Origin of the sequence: Streptomyces sp. Ru62, from assembly GCF_002920615.1 — a bacterium.
GTDB lineage: Bacteria > Actinomycetota > Actinomycetes > Streptomycetales > Streptomycetaceae > Streptomyces.
The window spans coordinates 109,943-128,448 of the sequence record NZ_PQSU01000018.1 but is presented as its reverse complement, the minus strand read 5'-3'; the positions used below and the strand labels follow the sequence as shown (position 1 = coordinate 128,448).

The following is an 18,506-nucleotide window of genomic DNA, read 5'->3' as shown; positions in this document are numbered from 1 at the left end:
TAGACCTCGGCGGCTGTGTCAGCCTGCAAGGCCGTCCCCCGGCGGACCCGTCGTCCCCCGGATCTCCAGCGTCGGCGCGGCCAGCCGCACCCGCCCCTCGCCGTCCGGCCGCTCGAAGCGGTCCAGCAGGCAGCGGGCTGCGCGCCGGCCCACCTCGTGCGGGGCGGTGTCGACGGTGGTCAGCCACAGGTGCCGCAGCCGGGAGACGCTGGTGTTGTCGTACCCGGTCACCGACAGGTCGCCGGGCACCCGCAGCCCCAGCTCACCGGCCGCCGACAGCGCGCCCACCGCGGCCATGTCGTTGACGGCGAAGAGTGCCGTGGGCCGCTCGGGGCGGCTGAGCAGGCGGACGGTTCCGCGGTAGCCGCCCTCCTCGGTCAGGTCGCCTGGTTCGACGAGCGGTTCGGCGCCGTGCGCCCGCATCGCCGTCTCGAAGCCCCGCCGGCGCAGCGCGCCCACGGCGCCGTGGCCGGCGAGGTGCGCGATCCGGCGGTGGCCGAGCCCGAGCAGGTGCTCGGTGGCGAGCCGGGCGCCCCGCTCGTCGTCGCCCGCGACGACGTCCACCCCCGGCGGCTGCGCCTCGCGCGCGCCGGCCACGACCACCGGCATCCGCCGCGCGAGCGCGCCGAGGCCGCCTGCGTCCGGGACCGTGCCGACCACCACCAGTCCGTCGACGCCCAGGTCCAGGAAGGGCTCGGCGAGGTCGTGGCCCAACCGGCGGTTGAGACGGGCGTCGGCGAGGACCATGTGCAGACCGGCCGCGTGCAGCGGGGAGTTCAGCCCGTCGAGCAGTTCCACGAACCAGGGGTTGCGCAGGTCGTCCAGGAGGACACCGATGGTGCGGGTGCGCTGCTCGCTGAGGCTGCGGGCGGCCGCGTTCGGCCGGTAGCCCAGCTCGCGCACGGCCCGCAGGACCGCCTCCCGCTTCTCGGGGCGCACCGGGCCGGAGCCGCGCAGTACCAGGGAGACGAGTGACTTCGACACGCCGGCGCGTTCGGCCACGTCGCGGATCGTCGGCGGTCTCATGGGATGGACCGTTCCACGCGGCGTGCCGCGCTGTCAAAGGGTTGACACGCTGCCCATGTCCGAACAAAGGTGGCCTGGACCGACGATGGACCGGTCCAAACGGAGAGGGGCTGTCATGGTGGACGCGCTCGGTGTCGCCGTCATCGGGTTCGGCTGGATGGGCCGGGTGCACACCCAGGCGTACGCCCGTCTCCCGCACCACTACCCCCGGCTGCCACTGCGGCCCCGGCTGGTCACGGTCGCCGAGGAGGTGCCGGGGCGGGCGGAGGAGGCCGCCGAGCGGTTCGGGTTCGCCTCGGCGACCCGGGACTGGCACGAGGTGGCCGCCGATCCGCGCGTCCGGGCGGTGAGCGTGACCGCGCCGAACTTCCTGCACCGGGAGATCGGCGTGGCGATGGCCGAGGCCGGCAAGCACCTGTGGATCGAGAAGCCGGTGGGCCTGACCGCCGGGGACGCCCGCGCGGTCGCCGACGCCGTCACCAAGGCCGGCGTGCAGGGCACGGTCGGCTTCAACTACCGCAACGCGCCCGCCGTCGAGGCCGCCCGCGAGCTGATCGCCTCCGGCGGGATCGGCACGGTCACCCACGTCCGCATCCGCCTCTTCAGCGACTACGCGGCCCATCCGGACGGCGCCCTGACCTGGCGTTACGAGCGCGAGCGCGGGGGCAGCGGGGTGCTCGGCGACCTGGCCTCGCACGGCGCCGACCTGGCCCGCTTCCTGCTCGGCGACATCGCCGCGCTCACCGCCGACACGGCGGTCTTCGTCCCGGAACGCGCCCGTCCGAGCGGCGCGACGGCCGGCCACGCCCTGGCCGCCGGCGGCGAGCCGGGCCCGGTCGAGAACGAGGACTACGTCAGCTGCCTGCTCCGCTTCGCCTCCGGCGCCCGCGGCGTCCTGGAGGCCTGCCGGGTCTCGGTCGGCGAGCAGAACAACTACGGCTTCGAGGTGCACGGCACCCGGGGCGCGGTGTTCTGGGACTTCCGCCGGATGAACGAACTGAAGGTGAGCCGGGGTACGACGTACCAGGACCAGCCGGTGAGCACGGTGTACGTCGGCCCGGGCGCCGGGGAGTTCGCCGCGTTCCAGCCGGGCGCGGCCAACGCGATGGGCTACGACGACCTGAAGGTGATCGAGGCCTACCGCTTCGTCCGCTCCATCGCCGAGGGCACCCCGTACGGCACCACGCTCGCGGACGCGGTGCACAGCGCCACCGTGCTGGACGCGATGGCGGAGTCCGCCGCGAGCGGGGCGTGGGTCACGCTGCCGGGGTCGTAGGCATGTTGTACGGCGTGACCACCTGGATCGCGGACGGCAGGACCGGCCCGGCCGGCGGCAACGCACCGTGGAAGCGCATCACCTCGTGGCAGGCCTCGCGCAGGTCGTGCCGCAGATCGTGGTGGAGCACGGCGGACAGGCGGTGCTCGCGCAGCAGCCGGGTGTTGTCGTGGTCCAGGTCGTGCGCGACGAACACGGCGCACTCGCGGCCGAGGTCGGCGAAGGCCCGCAGGGTCGCGTTGTTGCCGCCGCCGATGGAGTAGACCGCCCGGATCTCCGGGTCGCGTTCCAGGGCGGCGCGGACCAGGTCGTACTGCGTGGCGTCCAGGCCGTGACCCTCGGCGATCTCCACCAGCGTCCGCTCCGGGTGCCGGGCCCGCATGATGCTGCGGAAGCCCATCTCGCGCTCCTCCTCGTTGCGGAAGAAGCCGCTGCTGAGGCTGGTGAGGACGTTGCCGGGCCGGTCGCCGAGCCACTGGCCCGTCAGGTAGGCGGCGGTCGCGCCGGCCGCCCGGTTGTCGATGCCGACGTAGGCGACGCGTCCGCTCGCGGGCAGGTCGGTGACGAGGGTGACGACCGGGACGCCGGCGGCGGCCAGCCGGCCGACGGCCGCGGTGACCTCGGGGACGTCCGGCGCCTTGAGGATCACGCCCTGCGAGCCGCGCCGGGCGATCCGGTCGAGCGTGCCGACCAGCTCCCGGACCGGGCCGGTCTCGCGGAAGTGGAAGCGGGAGCGCACGACGGCCGGGTGCAGGGCGGGCAGTTCGGCCTCCAGGGCGGCGCGTACGGCGGTGGTGAACCGCTCGGGCGCCTGGGCCACGATGTCGACCATGAAGGTGCGGCCGACCAGCCGGACCTGGGTGCGCTGCCGGTCGAGGTCGGCGATGGCCCGGTGCACCTCCCGCGCGGTGCTCTCCCGCACCCCTCCCCTGCCGTTCAGCACCCGGTCCACGGTGGCCTCGCTGAGACCGGCCTGACGTGCGATCTCCCGGATCGGGAAGGGGTGGCCCATGGACCGGCTCCTTGAGGGGTTTTTGATGGTCGCGTGCTGGTTGTTCGAGGGGTTTGTACTGACAAGAATGACAGGGCCGCGCCGCTTCCCGTGACCGAAGGCGCCGCTCCCGTGACCGAAAGAGGGACACCGATGTCCGTCGCCGCCGTACCAGGCCGTGCCTGGCTGTCCGAGCAGGACTGCGACCTCGGCGGGTTCCGCGCCCTGGTCGAGCGCACCACGGATCCGGCCGCCTATCCGCACGCCGCGTCCGTCGTGGAGAACGTCCTCGTGTACGAGGGTGAGCGGCTGCGGGCGGCCGGCGACCGGACCGCGCTGCGGGCCGAGCTGGTGCGGGCGCTCGCCGAAGGGCCCGGGATCGTCGTCGTCCGGGGGGCCTTCCCGGAACCGGACGTCGTCGACCGGGTCACGGCGGTGTTCGAGGCGCTGATCGACGGGCAGCGGGCCGCCGGGGCGACCGCGGGCGACCACTTCGCCGCGCCGGGGGCCAACGACCGGGTGTGGAACGCGCTGGAGAAGACGGCCCTGTACGACGCGGAGGCGTTCGCCGACTACTACGCCAACGACGTCCTGGCGCTGCTCGCCACGGCCTGGCTGGGCCCCGGCTACCAGGTCACCTCCCAGGTCAACGTGGTCAACCCGGGCGGCGCCGGACAGACCGCGCACCGGGACTACCACCTGGGCTTCCTGAGCAACGCGGTGGCCGCCGCCTACCCCGCCCACGTGCACCGCCTCTCCCCCGTGCTCACTCTCCAGGGCGCGGTCGCCCACTGCGCCATGCCGGTGGATTCCGGACCGACGCTGTACCTGCCGTACTCCCAGTTGTACGAGCCGGGCTACCTGGCCTGGCGGCTCCCGGAGTTCCAGGAGTACTTCGCGGCGCACCACGTGCAGCTCCCGCTGGCGAAGGGCGACGCCGCCTTCTTCAACCCGGCGCTCTTCCACGCCGCCGGCCCCAACCGGACGGCGGACGTCCGGCGCACGGCCAACCTCCTGCAGATCTCGTCCGCGTTCGGCCGCGCGATGGAGACCGTGGACCGCGAGGCGGTGGCGAACGCGGTGTTCCCGGTGCTGCTGCGGCGCAAGGAGGCGGGCGCCTCCGAGGAATGGCTGGAGAACGTGATCGCCGCGAGCGCCGAGGGCTACCCCTTCCCCACGAACCTGGACAGCGATCCGCCGGTCGCCGGGCTGGCCCCGCCGGCGCAGGCGGACCTGGTGCGGCGGGCGCTGAGGGAGACATGGCAGCCCGCGCGGCTGCGTGAGGAACTGCGGGCGGCGGCGGAACGCCGGGAGAGCTGAGGCAGGGCATGGGACTTCTCGACGACAAGGTCGTTCTGGTCAACGGCGGCAGCCAGGGCGTCGGGGCCGCCATCGCGCGGGCCGCCGTGCGCGAGGGCGCCGTCGTGGCGGTGAGCGGGCGGCGCCCGGAGCCGGGCGAGGCGCTGGTGGCGGAGCTGTCGGCGGCCGGCGGCGAGGCGGTGTACGTCCAGGCCGATCTGGCGGACGCCGAGCAGGCGAAGGCGTCGGTCGCCGAGGTCGTGGACGCCTACGGCCGGATCGACTGCCTGGTGAACTCGGCCGGGCTGACCTCGCGGGGCACGCTGCTGGACACCACGCCGGAGCTGTTCGACGCGCACATCGCGGTCAATCTGAAGGGGCCGTTCTTCGCGATGCAGGCGGCGGTCGCCGACATGACGGCCCGCAAGGCGCCCGGCACGATCGTCAACGTCATCACCTCGTCGGCGCACGGCGGGCAGCCGTTCCTCGCGCCGTACGTCGCCGCCAAGGCGGGCCTGGTGGGCCTGACCCGGAACGCGGCGCACGCCCACCGCTGGGACCGGATCCGGATCAACGGCCTGAACATCGGCTGGACCGCGACCGAGGGCGAGGACGCCACCCAGCGGGCCTTCCACGGCGCCGGTGACGACTGGCGGGAGCAGGCCGCGGCCCGGCTGCCGATGGGCAAGCTCGGCCAGCCGGACGAAATCGCGGACTTCGTGGTCTTCCTGCTGTCCGAGCGGTCGGGGGTGGTCACCGGGTCGGTGATCGACTGGGACCAGAACGTGCTCGGCGGCCTCGACTAGAACTGCAGCACCGACCCTAGGAGCAGTACCGCATGCGTATCGGAATCCTCGGCCTCGGCCGCATCGGCGCCTTCCACGCCGAGACCCTCGCCGGACTGGACGCCGTCGAGTCGCTCGTCGTCGCCGACCCGTTCGCGGAGGCGGCCAAGGCCGCCGCTGAGCGGTTCGGCGCACAGGTCGCGGACTCGCCGGAGGCCCTGCTCGCGGCCGGCGTGGACGGTCTCGTCGTGGCGGCGGCCACCGACGCCCACCCCGCCCTGATCCTGGCCGGCGTCGAGGCGGGCGTCCCGGTCTTCTGCGAGAAGCCGGTCGCCCGCACCATGGCGGAGGGCGTCGAGGTGCTGAAGGCCGTACAGGGCAGCGCCGTGCCCATCCAGATCGGCTACAACCGGCGCTTCGACGCGGGCTTCGTCGCCGCGCGGGCCGCCGTGCAGGCCGGTGAGCTGGGCATGCTGCACACGGTCCGGTCCACGACCCTGGACCCGGCGCCGCCGCCGGCCGCCTACGTCGCCGCGTCCGGGGGCATCTTCCGTGACTGCTCGGTGCACGACTTCGACATCATCCGCTGGGTGACGGGCCGTGAGGTCACCGAGGTGTACGCGGTGGGCGGCAACCGGGGCGCCGACTACATCAAGGCGGCGGGCGACGCCGACACCACCGGGGCGATCCTGACCCTGGACGACGGCACGATCGCGGTGGTGTCCAACTCCCGGCACAACAAGCGGGGTTACGACGTGCGCATGGAACTGCACGGCTTCGCCGACTCCATCGCCGTCGGCCTGGACGACAAGCTGCCGCTGCGTTCGGTCGAGCCCGGTATCACCTTCCCGGCCGGCACCCCGCACGACTTCTTCATGGACCGCTTCACCGACGCCTACCGCGCCGAACTGACCGCGTTCACCGAGGTCGTGGCCGGCACCCGGACCTCGCCGTGCACCGTCGAGGACGCCCTGGAGGCCGGCTGGATCGCGGAGGCCTGCACGCTGTCGCTGCACGAGCACCGGCCGGTGACCCTCGCGGAGGTACGGACGGTCTGACCGCACGCCGACGGCGCCGGGCAGCTGCCCGGCGCCGTCGGCGTGTCCGTCAGCCGCAGTACCGGATCAGCCACTCGTCCGGGTTGTAGGTGTCCCGCGCCGGGTCCGGCACCGTCGCCGGCTTCGTCTCCACCGTGTCCTGCGGGCGTATCCGCTCCGGCAGCGCGCCGAAGCGGTCGCGGCGCCGGGCGGCGGCGTCGGTCGGGTCCTGGGATGTGGTGCGTGGGTCCGTACGGTGTGTCATCTCGTCCTCCCGTCCGCGCGGGCGTTCCCCGTTGTCGGTCAGACGCCCGTGTGCCCCCGTTGGTTCCCGGCCGCTCGGTGCCCGAATCCCCCGGGACAGCGCAGGAACCGGGCCGCGGTCGTCGGCACCGCGGCCCGGTCGTGTGCACCCGGCCCCCCAGGGCCTTTCGTTCGGATCACGCCGGGCTCGCGGGCCCTGGCACCGCGCCACCAGACCCTGCTCCCTGATCCGGCCAGAACGAAAGACCCTACGCCCCGCAGGACCGCAGGAAGCGCCGGGTGCGTACCGCGATGGGCAGCGGCTTGTCCGGCTCGCACGGGTACATGTCCTGCTCAACGATCGCGAACAGCTCCACACCGAGCTTCTGCGCCGCCTCCAGGACCGGCCCCAGCTCCGGGACCCCGGAGGGCGGTTCGCACATCACGCCGCGCTGCACGGCCGGTCCGAACGGCACCCCGCCCGCGACCACCTCGGCGAGGACGTCCGGGTCGACCTGCTTGAGGTGCAGGTACCCGATGCGCTCGCCGTAGGTCTCGATCAGCTTGACGCTGTCCCCGCCGCAGTAGGCGTAGTGCCCGGTGTCCAGACAGAGGTTGACCAGCTCGCTGTCGGTCGAGTCCAGGAGGCGCTCGACGTGTTCCTCGGTGTCGATGTGGGTGTCGGCGTGCGGGTGCACGACGATGTCCAGGCCGTAGGTCTCCTTGACCTCGTGGCCGAGCCGTTCCATGCCCTTGGTCAGATGGGCCCACTGCCCGGCGGTCAGCTCGGGCGGCTCCAGGATCTCGGCGGTCTTGTCGTCCCGCCAGAAGGAGGGGATGACGACCAGGTGCCGGGCGCCCATCGCCTGGGTGAGCGCGGCGACCTGGCTGACGTGCGCCCAGGTCTCCTCCCAGACGGCGGGGCCGCGGTGCATGCCGGTGAAGACCGTGCCCGCCGAGACCTTCAGGTTCCGCTTGGCCACCTCGTCGGTGAGCCGGGCGGGATCGGTGGGGAGGTAGCCGTAGGGGCCGAGTTCGATCCAGTCGTAGCCGGCCTCGGCGACCTCGTCGAGGAAGCGTTCCCAGGGCACCTGCTGGGGGTCGTCGGGGAACCAGACGCCCCAGGAGTCGGGGGCGGAGCCGACCCGGATGCGGTCGAGCGGGGTGGGGTGCGCCATGATCAGGGGGTTCCTTCCGGGGAGGTCGCCACGGGTGCGCTGAGGTCGCCCTCCTCGGGCAGCTCCTCCACGTCGACGCCGCGCACCTGGGCCAGCTCGTGCTTGAGCGCGGCGAGCTCGGCGCCGCCGGCCATGTGGTTGGTCAGCTCTTCGAGGCCGATCTCGCTGCGTTCGGCGCTCAGTTCCAGGGTGCCGAGGCGCAGGACGCTGAAGTGGTCGCCGACCATGTAGGCGTGGTGGGGGTTGTGGGTGATGAAGATGACGCCGAGGCCGCGGTCGCGGGCGGCGGCGATGTACTTCAGCACCACCCCGGACTGCTTGACGCCGAGGGCGGCGGTGGGCTCGTCCAGGATGAGCACGCGGGCGCCGAAGTAGACGGCGCGGGCGATGGCGACGCACTGGCGCTGGCCGCCGGAGAGGGTGCCGATGGGCTGTTCCAGGTCGTCCAGGACGATGCCCATGTTGCGCAGTTCCTGGTCGGCGGTCTCCTTCATGCGGGCGATGTCGAGCCGGCGCAGCGGCCACGGGCCCTTGGTCATCTCGGAGCCGAGGAAGAAGTTCCGCCACACCGGCATCAGGGGGACGGTGGCGAGGTCCTGGTAGACGGCGGCGATGCCCTTGTCGAGGGCTTCGCGCGGGGTGGTGAAGCGCACCGGGGTGCCGTCGACGAGGAACTCGCCCTCGGTGTGCTGGTGCAGCCCCGAGATGATCTTGATGAGGGTGGACTTGCCGGCGCCGTTGTCGCCGAGCACGCAGGTCACCCGGCCGGCGTGGACCTTCAGGTCGACGCCGTGCAGGGCGCGGATGTTGCCGTAGGACTTGCCGGCGCCGCGGAGTTCGACCAGGAGCCCGTCGGGGGTGGGCGCGCCGTCCTGGAGGACGGCGCCGTGGGTGCCCGTGGTGTTGTCGGTCATCGCTTACCTCCGGGTCGCCGTGCGCTGGACCCACAGATTGATCAGGACGGCGCCGAGCAGCATCACGCCGAGGAAGGCCTTGAACCAGTCGGGGTTCCAGCCGGCGTAGACGATGCCCTGCTGCACCATGCCGAACATGAAGGCGCCGAAGACCGGGCCGATCGCGGAGCCGTAGCCGCCGGTGAGCAGGCAGCCGCCGATGACGGCCGCGGCGATGTAGATCAGCTCCTGGCCGACGCCCTCGCCGGACTGCACGGTGTTGAACGAGAACAGGTTGTGCATGCCGACGAACCAGGCGCCGAAGCCGACCAGCATGAACAGGGTGATCTTGGTGAACCTCACCGGGACACCGACCGCGCGGGCGCTGTCCTTGTTGCCGCCGACGGCGAAGATCCAGTTGCCGTACTTGGTGCGCAGCAGCACCCAGGTGGCCAGGGCGGCGAAGACCAGCCACCAGACCACGGTGATCTTCACCTGGACCCCGCCCACGTCGAAGGAGGAGGCGAAGATCTTCCGGGCCTGGTCGAAGCCGTCCATGTCGCTGATGTCGTCGGTGGCGACATTGCCGGTGACCAGCTTGGTGACCGCGAGGTTGGTGCCCTGGAGGATCAGGAAGGTGCCCAGGGTGACCAGGAAGCTGGGCAGCCCGGTCTTCACCACCATCCAGCCGTTGAAGGCGCCGATCGCGAGGGACACGATCAGGGCGACGATCACACCCGTCCACACGTTCACGGTGAGCTGGTAGCTGAGCATGCTCGCGGTGAGCGCCGAGGAGATCACGGCGACGCCGGAGGAGAGGTCGAACTCCCCGCCGATCATCAGCAGGGCCACCGGGAGGGCCATGATGCCGATGGTCGAGGACTGGTAGAGGATGTTCGCCATCGAGCTGCCGTCGCGCACCGGCGGCGCCGTGACCAGGAAGAAGACCAGGACGGCGACGGCGCCGAGGAAGACACCCACCTCGGGCCGGGCCAGCAGCCTGAGGGCCAGCGGGCGCCGGGCGGTGCGGCCGTCGGTCTGCTTCGGGCCGGACGCCGGCGGCCTGCCGACCGCCGGCTCAGCCTGCTGGGTCATGCTCATCACCGGGTGCCCTTCGCGGCGAACCCGGCGACCTTGTCGACGTTGGACTTGTCCACGAAGGCCGGGCCGGTGAGCACGGCCTGCTCACCGCCGCCGCTGTAGTTGCCGTTGTTCTTGTAGAGCCACAGCGAGTCGACCGCCAGGTAGCCCTGGAGGTAGGGCTGCTGGTCGACGGCGAACTCGATGGTGCCCTTCTGCACCGCCTTGACCAGGTCCTTGTTGAGGTCGAAGGTGGCCACCTTCGCCTTGCTGCCCGCGTCGCCCACCGACTGCACCGCGGTCAGCGCGAAGGGGGCGCCGAGGGTGACGACGGTGTCGACGGACTTGTCCTGCTTCAGCTTGGCGGTGATGGTCGACTTCACCGACGGCATGTCGGTGCCGTTCACGTACAGGGTGTCCGTGGTGCCCTTGAACGTCTTCTTCACGCCGTCGCAGCGCTGGGTGAGGCCCACGTTGCCCTGTTCCTGGATCACGCAGACGATCTTCTTCGCGCCGGTGGTGTTGAGCTTGTTGCCGAACGCCTCGCCCGCCACGCTCTCGTCCTGCCCGAAGAACTCCAGCAGGCCGAGCTTCTTCCAGTCGCTCAGTCCGGAGTTGAGGCCGACCACCGGGATGCCGGCCTGCTGGGCCTTGGCGATCGCGCCCTTCATCGCGTCGGGCTTGGCCAGGGTGACCGCGATGCCGTCGACCTTCTGGTCGATCGCGTTCTGCACGTAGTTCGCCTGGTTTCCCGCGTTGGGGTCGGCGGAGTAGATCAGCTTGATGTTGTCCTTGGCCGCCGCGGCCTCCGCGCCCTTGCGGACGGTGTCCCAGAAGGTGTCGCCGGGCGCCTGGTGGGTGACCAGGGCGACGGTCATGCGGGGGGTGTCGGCCTTGCCCGCGGAGGGGTTCGCCGCTTCCTCCTCGGCCTTCTTGCCGCCGGAACTGCTGGAGCAGCCGGCGAGGGTGAGGGCTGCCGCGGCGGCCACCGCCACGAGGGGGGCCAGTCTGCGGGAGCGGGGACGAGAAGAGCGGTCCATCTTTCCAGCACCTCACTGTGCGTGCGACGGGGCAAGGACGCTGTTGCGTTGGGACGGGATACAAGCCTCTGTCGAGCCCGCTGTCAATACTTTGTTAAGACATCATTTCACAAGCAGGTCCGAATGTAAGTACAAACCATTGACACCTTCGGCGCCGGGGCCTACACCTGAGGGACATGAGCCCAGTACACCGCACCCCGCAGCGAACGGCACCGGGTGATCGCGCGCTGGATCCCGTGACCTTCGCCCTGGACCGGTCGAGCCCGGTCCCGTTGTACTACCAGCTCGCCCGGCAACTGGAGGCGGCCATCGAGCGCGGCGTGCTGGTGCCGGGGAATCTGCTCGGCAACGAGGTCGACCTGTCGGTGCGGCTCGGGTTGTCCCGGCCCACCGTCCGCCAGGCGATCCAGTCCCTGGTCGACAAGGGGCTGCTGGTGCGGCGTCGGGGGGTCGGGACGCAGGTGGTGCACAGCCAGGTCAGACGCCCGCTGGAACTCAGCAGCCTCTACGACGACCTGGAGTCGGCCGGACAGGGTCCGACCACCCGGGTGCTGCGCAACGAGCGGATCGCGGCGCCCGCCGACGTGGCCGCCGCCCTGGGCCTCCCGGAGGGCGCCGAGGTCGTCGTACTGGAGCGGCTGCGCCGCACCCACGGCCGGCCGGTGGCGTTCCTGCGCAACCACCTGCCCGCCGCCCTGCTGGAACTCGGCACCGAGCGGCTGGAGTCCACGGGCCTGTACCGGATGCTGCGCTCCGCCGGGATCGTCCTGCACAGCGCCCGCCAGTCCATCGGCGCCCGCGCCGCGAGCGCCGAGGAGGGCGCCCTGCTGGAGGAGCCGGAGGGCGCGGCCCTGCTCACCATGCGGCGCACCGCCTACGACGACGCGGGCCGACCGGTGGAGCACGGCAGCCACGTCTACCGGGCGTCCCGGTACGCCTTCGACTTCCAACTGCTGGTCAGAAGCTGAAACGGAACGATCTGTTTCACACAGCCCCCTCGGCCGGCCGGGCCGTGGGGGCCGTTGCGTCCCGCCGTCGTCAACGGTGCAGGTGACGGTGACGATTACGTTTCGGGCAAGAGACACCTCAGTGGCACCGGAGCTATTGACGCATGAGCGGACATGGGGCTGTTATTACGCCCACGATGTTCGGTCGAGTTGATTTCTGAGCGGTTTCGAACCTTTCAGTGATCAACTCATCCCCTTGGCCGAACCCTGTATGCATCAGGAGCCGCCATGCGCCTCTCGCCCTCCGGTCTCTCCGTCCCGGGCCCCAGCCGCCGTTCCCTGCTGCGCGGAGCGGGCGGTGCCGCCCTGCTCGCCGGCGCCGGCATACCCCTGCTGTCCGCCTGCGGAGGCAGCGGTTCCGGTTCCGACCCGAAGACCGTCACCCTGGGCTCCAACGCCTCGGACGCGGTGCCCAAGAAGGCCTTCGAGAGCGTCTACGCGGCCTTCAAGAAGCAGTCCGGCATCACCGTCGACGTGAACACCAAGGACCACAACACCTTCCAGGAGCAGATCAACTCGTATCTGCAGGGCACCCCGGACGACGTGTTCAACTGGTTCGCCGGCTACCGCATGCAGTTCTTCGCGGCGAAGAAGCTGGCCTCGCCGATCGACGACGTGTGGGCGAAGATCGGGGACAACTTCCCCGAGGCGATGAAGAAGCTCAGCAAGGGTGAGGACGGCAAGTACTACTTCGTCCCGATGACCACGTACCCGTGGGCCGTCTTCTACCGCAAGAGCGTCTTCCAGCAGCACGGCTACGAGGTCCCCACCACCTGGGACGACTTCGTCTCCCTGTGCAAGCAGATGAAGAAGGACGGCCTGGTCCCGATCGCCTTCGGCGACAAGGACGCCTGGCCGGCGATGGGCACCTTCGACCAGATCAACTTCCGCCTGAACGGCTACGACTTCCACGTTCAGCTGATGGCCGGCAAGGCGTCCTGGACCGACGCCAAGGTGAAGGACGTCTTCGACCACTGGGCCGAGATCCTCCCCTACCACCAGGACGGCTTCATGGGCCGCACCTGGCAGGACGCCGCGCAGAGCCTGGTCGCGAAGAAGGCCGGCATGTACCTCCTCGGCTCGTTCGTGGCCCAGCAGTTCACCAACAAGGCCGACCTGGACGACCTCGACTTCTTCGCCTTCCCGGAGATCAACTCCGCGTACGGCCAGGACACCGTCGAGGCGCCGACCGACGGCTTCATGGTGAGCAAGTCCCCGAAGAACCACGCGGGTGTCGTCAAGCTGCTGGAGTACCTGGGCAGCCCCGCCGCCGAGGAGCTGTACCTGAAGACCGACCCGAGCGTGGTCGCCGCCTCCAGCAAGGCCGACACCTCCTCCTACTCGCCGCTGCAGAAGAAGGCGTTCGAGATGATCGGCGCCGCCAAGAGCCTCACCCAGTTCATGGACCGCGACAGCCGCCCCGACTTCACCTCCACGGTGATGCAGCCGGGCCTGCAGAAGTTCCTCCAGAACCCCAAGGGCGTGGACAGCCTGCTGTCGTCCATCGAGCGCCAGAAGAAGACCATCTTCGCGTCCTCGTGAGCGCCCCGATGACCACCGACACGACGACGAAGACCCCGGAGCCGGCGGCCGTGCCGGCTCCGGGGGCCGCGCCCGCGAAGAAGCGGGTCTCGCAGGGACACGCTCGCCTGCTGACCCGCCGTGACCGGATCACGCTCGCCCTCATGGCGGGCGTGCCCACCGTCCTGCACGTGATCCTCGTCTGGGTCACCGCCCTCGCCTCGATCTTCCTTGCCTTCACCACCTGGGACGGCATCGGGTTCGACTCGATCAAGTGGGTCGGCCTGGACAACTTCAAGCAACTCTTCACCGACAACCCGCAGTTCTGGCCGGCCGTCCAGCACAACGTCATCTGGTTCGTCGCACTGATCCTGATCCCGACGCCGTTCGGCCTGTTCCTCGCGGTCCAGCTCGACAAGCGGATCCGGTTCAGCCGCGTCTACCAGACCGCGTACTTCCTGCCCGTCGTCATCTCGATGGCGTGCATCGGCTTCGTCTGGCAGCTCGTCTACAACCCGGACACCGGCCTGATCAACAGCATCATCGGCGCCAACAAGCCCGGCCACTACATCGACTGGATCGGCGACCCCGACCTCAACCTGTGGGCCGTCCTGATCGCCGCGTCCTGGCGGCACGCAGGCTACATGATGATCCTCTACCTGGCCGGCCTGAAGAGCGTCGACCCGTCGCTCAGGGAGGCGTCCGCGCTGGACGGCGCCAACGAGTGGCAGACGTTCAAGAACGTCATCTTCCCGACCCTGCGCCCGACCAACACGGTCGTCCTCGTCGTCACCATCATCGAGGCACTGCGCGCCTTCGACCTGGTCTTCGTCTTCAACAAGGGCGCCCAGGGCACCGAGTTGCTGTCGATCCTGGTCACCAACAACATCATCGGCGAGTCCAGCCGCATCGGATACGGCTCCGCCATCGCCGTCGTCCTGCTGGTGATCTCCCTCGCCGTCATCATCCCGTACCTGATCGCCACCTTCCGGAAGGAGCGGCGCGCATGAGCACCGCCAGCGCCCTGGGAAAGCGGCGTACCCCCGTCCGGCCGGCCCGGATCCTGCTGCACGTCTTCCTCGCGGGCACCGCCCTCGCCTGGCTGGCGCCCCTGCTCTGGGCGGTCTTCTCGGCCCTGCGCCCGTACAGCGAGACCAGCGCCAAGGGATACGTCTCCTGGCCGGACACGCTGAACTTCGACAACTTCAGACACGCGTTCCAGCAGTCGGACATGCTGCACTACTTCGGCAACACGCTGATCATCGCGGTGCCGGCCGTGCTGCTGACGCTGTTCCTGTCCTCGATGGTCGCCTTCTACGTCAGCCGCTTCGACTTCCGGCTCAACCTGGCGCTGCTGCTCGTCTTCACGGCGGGCAACCTGCTGCCGCAGCAGGTCATCATCACCCCGCTGTACCGGCTGTACCTGCTCACCGACCTGCCGGGCATCACCGCGAGCGGCAAGCTGTACGACTCCGCGCTGGGCCTGGTCCTGATCCACGTGGCGTTCCAGTCCGGCTTCTGCGCCTTCGTGCTGAGCAACTACATGCGCTCGCTGCCGCACGAGCTGACCGAGGCCGCGCTGGTCGACGGCGCCTCGGTGTGGCGGCTGTACTGGCAGATCACGCTGCCGCTGTGCAAGCCGGCGATGGCGGCCCTGGCGACCCTGCTGTCCATCTGGATCTACAACGACTTCTTCTGGGCCCTCGTACTGATCTCCACCGGCGAGAACATGCCGATCACCTCGGCGCTGAACAACCTCTCCGGGCAGTACTTCACCGACCCCAACCTGGTCGCCGCCGGCGCGCTGCTGACCGCGATCCCCACCCTGATCGTGTACTTCGTGCTCCAGCGCCAGTTCGTCAGCGGCCTGACCCTGGGCTCCAACAAGGGCTGAGGCGCCCGCACCTGAAAGAGACGACCGTGAAGCGCACCCTGTCCGTCCCCGGTATCGCCTACGGCGGCGACTACAACCCCGAGCAGTGGCCCGAGGAGGTGTGGGCCGAGGACATGCGCCTGATGCGCGAGGCCGGGGTGAACCTGGTCAGCGTCGGCATCTTCTCCTGGGCGCTGCTGGAGCCGTCCGAGGGCGCGTACGACTTCTCGCGCCTGGACAAGATCCTGGACCTGCTGCACGAGAACGGCATCGCCGCCGACCTCGCCACGCCCACGGCGGCGCCGCCGGCCTGGTTCTTCCGGGCCCACCCGCAGGCCCTGCCGACCGACCGGGACGGCCGTACCCTCTCCTACGGCAGCCGCCAGACGTTCTGCCCGTCCAGCCCCGCCTACCGGCAGGCCGCGCTGCGCATCGCGGGCGCGCTCGCCGAACGGTACGCGGACCACCCGGCCGTCCGCATGTGGCACGTGCACAACGAGTACGGCTGCCACAACGCGGCCTGCTACTGCGACACCAGCGCGGCGGCCTTCCGGCGCTGGCTGCGCGACCGCTACGGCGACGACCTGGCGGCCCTCAACCACGCCTGGGGCACCGCGTTCTGGTCCCAGTGGTACTACGACTGGGAGGAGGTCCTGCCGCCGCGCGCCACCGGCGCCGTGTCCAACCCGACGCACCAGCTCGACTGGCGGCGGTTCTGCTCCGACGAACTGCTGTCGCTGTACACGGCGGAACGGGACGTGCTCCGGGCGGCGGCGCCCGCGATCCCGGCGACCACCAACTTCATGGTGAACTTCAGCTTCGACGCCCTGGACTACTGGCGCTGGGCCCCCGAGCTGGACATCGTCTCCAACGACCACTACCTGCGGTCCACGGACCCCGAGCCGCAGATCGACATCGCGCTCAGCGGCGATCTGACGCGCTCGCTCGCACAGGGCCCGTGGCTGCTGATGGAGCACTCGACCGGCGCGGTGAACTGGCAGCCCGTCAACCGGGCGAAGGGACCTGGCCAGTTGCGCCGGGACGCGCTCGCCCACGTGGCGCACGGCGCGGACGGCATCGCCTACTTCCAGTGGCGGCAGTCGAAGGCGGGCGCCGAGCAGTGGCACTCGGCGATGGTGCCGCACGCCGGGACGGACAGCCGGATCTGGCGGGACGTGGTCCGGCTCGGCGCCGACCTGAAGGCGCTGGCCGAGGTGCGCGGCAGCACCGGCACCGCCGAGGTCGCGATCGTCTGGGACTGGAACGCCCGCTGGGCCCTGGAGCTCCCCTCCCAGCCGAGCGGCGAGCTGTGCTACCTGGACCTGGTCCGGGCCTGGTACGAGCCGCTGTGGCGGTCGGGCGTGGCCGTGGACTTCGTCCGGCCGGACGCGGACCTGACCGGCTACCGGCTGGTGCTGGCCCCGAACCTGTACCTGGTCGACGAGGCGGGCGCGGCGAACCTCACGGCGTACGCCGAGGCCGGCGGCACCCTGGCGGCCGGCTTCCACAGCGGCGCGGTGGACGAGAACTGCCATGCCCGGCTGGGTGGTTACCCCGGAGCGTTCCGGGAGGTGCTGGGCGTCCGCTCCGACGAGCCGTTCCCGCTGCTGCCCGGGGAGCCGGTCGCGCTGACCGGTGCCGTGCCGGACGGGGCCACGGGCTCCCTGTGGTCGGAGCGGCTGCGGCTCGCGGGTGCCGAGGCGGTCGCCTCCTACGCCGACGGCCCGCTGGCCGGGGTTCCGGCGGTGACCCGCCTCGCACACGGCACCGGCTCCGCCTGGTACCTGGCCACCCTGCCGGACCCCGTCACGCTGGCCACGCTGCTGGACCGCATCCGCGAGGAGGCGGGCGTGACGCCGGTGCGGACCGCTCCGCCCGGGGTGGAGGTGGTCCGCCGGCGCGGCCCGGAGGCGGACTACCTGTTCGTCATCGACCACACCGGCCAGGGCGCCGAAGTCCCGGTCGCCCCGGGCTCGTTCGAGCTGCTGACCGGCAAGGGGACGACCGGCACGGTCACCGTCGCACCCGGAGACGTGGCCGTCGTGCGGGAGCCGCGAAGTGCGTGACCCCGGTCAGGACTTGTTCCATGTCAGGCTGACTTTCAGTTGAGCCGAGGCACCAGCCGTCGTGATGACCGCTCCTGCTTGGGCGTTCAATTCGACACCGAATTCGACGAGGAGAACATCTGGGCGCTGCACGAGTCCTTCCATCTGAGCAGCCATGCCGTGGGCCACTGCGCGCACGGCGCGGCTGAGGGAATCGAAAGTGCCCTCGGCCTTTTCGATCATCACGGAGGCCGACCCTCCCCGAGTGATCACCGGGCTCTGCGCCTGCTCGTCGGAGACTCTTACGAGCACAACGCCACCGTCACGTAGCGGGAACTCCACAATCGCCATAAAATCAGAATTAGCACAAAATAGCGATGACTGCCAGGTAGTTGATGCTTCTCTAATTCCTGAGTGCGCGCGCCGAGGACAAGGACAGGGTCGGTGGGCTCTAGGCCGTAGGGGATGCGGCCACTCGGAGGAAGGAGCGGAGCCATGCCACTCGCCGTCGAGATCGTTCTCATAGCTATCGGCGTTCTCCTGCTGGCCGCCGCCCTGATCGGCAGCGGCATTTCCCGGCGCCTGATGACCATTCCCAAAATGCACCGGGCGCCCCGCATCGCACTTGCCATCTTGGGCGTACTCCTCCTGGCCGGTGGAATGTGGGGGGTAGCGACCGAGACCGAAAAGCGCGGCCCCTCGATGGCGGAACTCGAAACCCACGTTCCGTCCGACATCAAGGCTGCAATGGACTGCTCGGAAGCTGCTGAAGTCCCTAAGGGGGCGGCGGGAATAGAATGCACCAGCACTGACGAAAACACCACACCGGAAGCCGCGTGGATCACCATGTTCCCCGACGTCGACTCGATGCAACAATACTGGTTGCACAAGGCCGACCCCAGCGATCTACCGGGAGCCGAGTGCAGCTCCGTCGATGACGTCAAGAAGGGGAGTAAACAGGAGTGGATACTCGGTGACAACACCGTCACCATGGGCGATCAAGCCTGCTACATGGCCGGAAACACCGCGATTGCCATTTACACGGACCGTCGCTTCAACATAGTCGTATTTGCCCAGGACTCGAATCCTCGGCATCATGCCGACTTTCTCAAGTGGCTGAACGGCAACGGCTCCGTACCCGAAGGGGATGAGAACAAAGCCCCCGCCACACCTTCACACACCGTTGCCCGATCAGGGCAGTGACCGGCCGGA

The 18,506-nt window shown here is 70.2% G+C and carries 18 protein-coding genes; 10 read left to right on the top strand and 8 right to left on the bottom strand.

Annotation, left to right across the window (positions count from 1 at the left end; genetic code table 11):
- Window positions 1-18: 18 nt before the first annotated feature.
- The gene (locus C3492_RS24815) at window positions 19-1,026 is read right to left on the bottom strand and encodes a LacI family DNA-binding transcriptional regulator (RefSeq protein ID WP_103814149.1); all 1,008 of its coding nucleotides are present in this window, start codon (window positions 1,024-1,026) and stop codon (window positions 19-21) included.
- Window positions 1,027-1,141: 115 nt separating this feature from the next.
- Here C3492_RS24815 and C3492_RS24810 point away from each other — a divergent pair, with 115 nt between their 5' ends.
- Entirely contained in the window at window positions 1,142-2,302 is a 1,161-nt protein-coding gene (locus C3492_RS24810; protein ID WP_103814147.1) for a Gfo/Idh/MocA family protein, read from the top strand.
- On the opposite strand, the gene C3492_RS24805 is transcribed toward C3492_RS24810, so the two are convergent.
- Complete coding sequence (locus C3492_RS24805) at window positions 2,283-3,314, bottom strand: LacI family DNA-binding transcriptional regulator (protein WP_103814145.1); 1,032 nt, start codon at window positions 3,312-3,314, stop codon at window positions 2,283-2,285. The genes C3492_RS24810 and C3492_RS24805 overlap by 20 nt on opposite strands.
- Window positions 3,315-3,446: 132 nt before the next feature.
- Here C3492_RS24805 and C3492_RS24800 point away from each other — a divergent pair, with 132 nt between their 5' ends.
- Genes C3492_RS24800 through C3492_RS24790 form a run of 3 tightly spaced genes read left to right on the top strand, consistent with a single transcriptional unit; the run spans window position 3,447 to window position 6,435 of the window.
- A complete protein-coding gene (locus tag C3492_RS24800) occupies window positions 3,447-4,613 on the top strand; it encodes a phytanoyl-CoA dioxygenase family protein (protein WP_103814143.1) in 1,167 nt (388 codons plus the stop codon).
- Between the two features lie 8 nt (window positions 4,614-4,621).
- On the top strand, window positions 4,622-5,398 hold the full coding sequence (locus tag C3492_RS24795; protein ID WP_103814141.1) for an SDR family oxidoreductase: 777 nt from the start codon (window positions 4,622-4,624) through the stop codon (window positions 5,396-5,398).
- A 32-nt stretch (window positions 5,399-5,430) separates the two neighbouring features.
- Window positions 5,431-6,435: a Gfo/Idh/MocA family oxidoreductase gene (locus C3492_RS24790; protein WP_103814139.1), complete on the top strand. Its 1,005-nt coding sequence runs from the start codon at window positions 5,431-5,433 to the stop codon at window positions 6,433-6,435.
- 49 nt (window positions 6,436-6,484) lie between these two features.
- On the opposite strand, the gene C3492_RS24785 is transcribed toward C3492_RS24790, so the two are convergent.
- From C3492_RS24785 to C3492_RS24765, 5 genes are all read right to left on the bottom strand, one after another.
- Window positions 6,485-6,679: a hypothetical protein gene (locus C3492_RS24785; protein WP_103814137.1), complete on the bottom strand. Its 195-nt coding sequence runs from the start codon at window positions 6,677-6,679 to the stop codon at window positions 6,485-6,487.
- A 247-nt stretch (window positions 6,680-6,926) separates the two neighbouring features.
- Window positions 6,927-7,835: a sugar phosphate isomerase/epimerase gene (locus C3492_RS24780; RefSeq protein ID WP_103814135.1), complete on the bottom strand. Its 909-nt coding sequence runs from the start codon at window positions 7,833-7,835 to the stop codon at window positions 6,927-6,929.
- A 2-nt stretch (window positions 7,836-7,837) separates the two neighbouring features.
- Window positions 7,838-8,749: an ATP-binding cassette domain-containing protein gene (locus C3492_RS24775; RefSeq protein WP_103814133.1), complete on the bottom strand. Its 912-nt coding sequence runs from the start codon at window positions 8,747-8,749 to the stop codon at window positions 7,838-7,840.
- A gap of 3 nt (window positions 8,750-8,752) precedes the next feature.
- A complete protein-coding gene (locus tag C3492_RS24770) occupies window positions 8,753-9,829 on the bottom strand; it encodes an ABC transporter permease (RefSeq protein ID WP_103814131.1) in 1,077 nt (358 codons plus the stop codon).
- Entirely contained in the window at window positions 9,829-10,848 is a 1,020-nt protein-coding gene (locus tag C3492_RS24765; protein ID WP_103814129.1) for a sugar ABC transporter substrate-binding protein, read from the bottom strand. The genes C3492_RS24770 and C3492_RS24765 overlap by 1 nt, the downstream gene beginning before the upstream one ends.
- 176 nt (window positions 10,849-11,024) lie before the next feature.
- Between C3492_RS24765 and C3492_RS24760 the strand changes: the two genes are divergently transcribed.
- The 5 genes from C3492_RS24760 to C3492_RS24740 all read left to right on the top strand — a co-directional run bounded on the left by C3492_RS24760 (window position 11,025) and on the right by C3492_RS24740 (window position 17,315).
- Window positions 11,025-11,816 (top strand): GntR family transcriptional regulator, encoded by a 792-nt coding sequence (locus C3492_RS24760; protein ID WP_103814127.1) that lies wholly within the window; start codon window positions 11,025-11,027, stop codon window positions 11,814-11,816.
- A 267-nt stretch (window positions 11,817-12,083) separates the two neighbouring features.
- Window positions 12,084-13,397: an ABC transporter substrate-binding protein gene (locus C3492_RS24755; protein WP_103814125.1), complete on the top strand. Its 1,314-nt coding sequence runs from the start codon at window positions 12,084-12,086 to the stop codon at window positions 13,395-13,397.
- An 8-nt stretch (window positions 13,398-13,405) separates the two neighbouring features.
- Window positions 13,406-14,386: a carbohydrate ABC transporter permease gene (locus tag C3492_RS24750; protein ID WP_103814123.1), complete on the top strand. Its 981-nt coding sequence runs from the start codon at window positions 13,406-13,408 to the stop codon at window positions 14,384-14,386.
- The gene (locus C3492_RS24745; protein WP_103814121.1) at window positions 14,383-15,270 is read left to right on the top strand and encodes a carbohydrate ABC transporter permease; all 888 of its coding nucleotides are present in this window, start codon (window positions 14,383-14,385) and stop codon (window positions 15,268-15,270) included. Before C3492_RS24750 ends, C3492_RS24745 begins: the two co-directional genes overlap by 4 nt.
- Window positions 15,271-15,296: 26 nt before the next feature.
- On the top strand, window positions 15,297-17,315 hold the full coding sequence (locus tag C3492_RS24740; protein ID WP_103814119.1) for a beta-galactosidase: 2,019 nt from the start codon (window positions 15,297-15,299) through the stop codon (window positions 17,313-17,315).
- A gap of 6 nt (window positions 17,316-17,321) precedes the next feature.
- Here the strand turns inward: C3492_RS24740 and C3492_RS24735 are convergent, their stop codons facing one another.
- Entirely contained in the window at window positions 17,322-17,645 is a 324-nt protein-coding gene (locus C3492_RS24735) for a CU044_2847 family protein (RefSeq protein ID WP_146075708.1), read from the bottom strand.
- Window positions 17,646-17,789: 144 nt separating this feature from the next.
- Here C3492_RS24735 and C3492_RS24730 point away from each other — a divergent pair, with 144 nt between their 5' ends.
- Window positions 17,790-18,497: a tetraspanin family protein gene (locus C3492_RS24730; RefSeq protein WP_103814115.1), complete on the top strand. Its 708-nt coding sequence runs from the start codon at window positions 17,790-17,792 to the stop codon at window positions 18,495-18,497.
- Window positions 18,498-18,506 lie beyond the last annotated feature (9 nt).

What these genes read in the sequence shown, in the direction of transcription:
- C3492_RS24815 (WP_103814149.1), bottom strand. Translation starts at nt 1,026, where the DNA reads ATGAGACCGCCGACGATCCGCGACGTGGCCGAACGCGCCGGCGTGTCG.
- C3492_RS24810 (WP_103814147.1), top strand. Translation starts at nt 1,142, where the DNA reads ATGGTGGACGCGCTCGGTGTCGCCGTCATCGGGTTCGGCTGGATGGGC.
- C3492_RS24805 (WP_103814145.1), bottom strand. Translation starts at nt 3,314, where the DNA reads ATGGGCCACCCCTTCCCGATCCGGGAGATCGCACGTCAGGCCGGTCTC.
- C3492_RS24800 (WP_103814143.1), top strand. Translation starts at nt 3,447, where the DNA reads ATGTCCGTCGCCGCCGTACCAGGCCGTGCCTGGCTGTCCGAGCAGGAC.
- C3492_RS24795 (WP_103814141.1), top strand. Translation starts at nt 4,622, where the DNA reads ATGGGACTTCTCGACGACAAGGTCGTTCTGGTCAACGGCGGCAGCCAG.
- C3492_RS24790 (WP_103814139.1), top strand. Translation starts at nt 5,431, where the DNA reads ATGCGTATCGGAATCCTCGGCCTCGGCCGCATCGGCGCCTTCCACGCC.
- C3492_RS24785 (WP_103814137.1), bottom strand. Translation starts at nt 6,679, where the DNA reads ATGACACACCGTACGGACCCACGCACCACATCCCAGGACCCGACCGAC.
- C3492_RS24780 (WP_103814135.1), bottom strand. Translation starts at nt 7,835, where the DNA reads ATGGCGCACCCCACCCCGCTCGACCGCATCCGGGTCGGCTCCGCCCCC.
- C3492_RS24775 (WP_103814133.1), bottom strand. Translation starts at nt 8,749, where the DNA reads ATGACCGACAACACCACGGGCACCCACGGCGCCGTCCTCCAGGACGGC.
- C3492_RS24770 (WP_103814131.1), bottom strand. Translation starts at nt 9,829, where the DNA reads ATGAGCATGACCCAGCAGGCTGAGCCGGCGGTCGGCAGGCCGCCGGCG.
- C3492_RS24765 (WP_103814129.1), bottom strand. Translation starts at nt 10,848, where the DNA reads ATGGACCGCTCTTCTCGTCCCCGCTCCCGCAGACTGGCCCCCCTCGTG.
- C3492_RS24760 (WP_103814127.1), top strand. Translation starts at nt 11,025, where the DNA reads ATGAGCCCAGTACACCGCACCCCGCAGCGAACGGCACCGGGTGATCGC.
- C3492_RS24755 (WP_103814125.1), top strand. Translation starts at nt 12,084, where the DNA reads ATGCGCCTCTCGCCCTCCGGTCTCTCCGTCCCGGGCCCCAGCCGCCGT.
- C3492_RS24750 (WP_103814123.1), top strand. Translation starts at nt 13,406, where the DNA reads ATGACCACCGACACGACGACGAAGACCCCGGAGCCGGCGGCCGTGCCG.
- C3492_RS24745 (WP_103814121.1), top strand. Translation starts at nt 14,383, where the DNA reads ATGAGCACCGCCAGCGCCCTGGGAAAGCGGCGTACCCCCGTCCGGCCG.
- C3492_RS24735 (WP_146075708.1), bottom strand. Translation starts at nt 17,645, where the DNA reads ATGGCGATTGTGGAGTTCCCGCTACGTGACGGTGGCGTTGTGCTCGTA.
- C3492_RS24730 (WP_103814115.1), top strand. Translation starts at nt 17,790, where the DNA reads ATGCCACTCGCCGTCGAGATCGTTCTCATAGCTATCGGCGTTCTCCTG.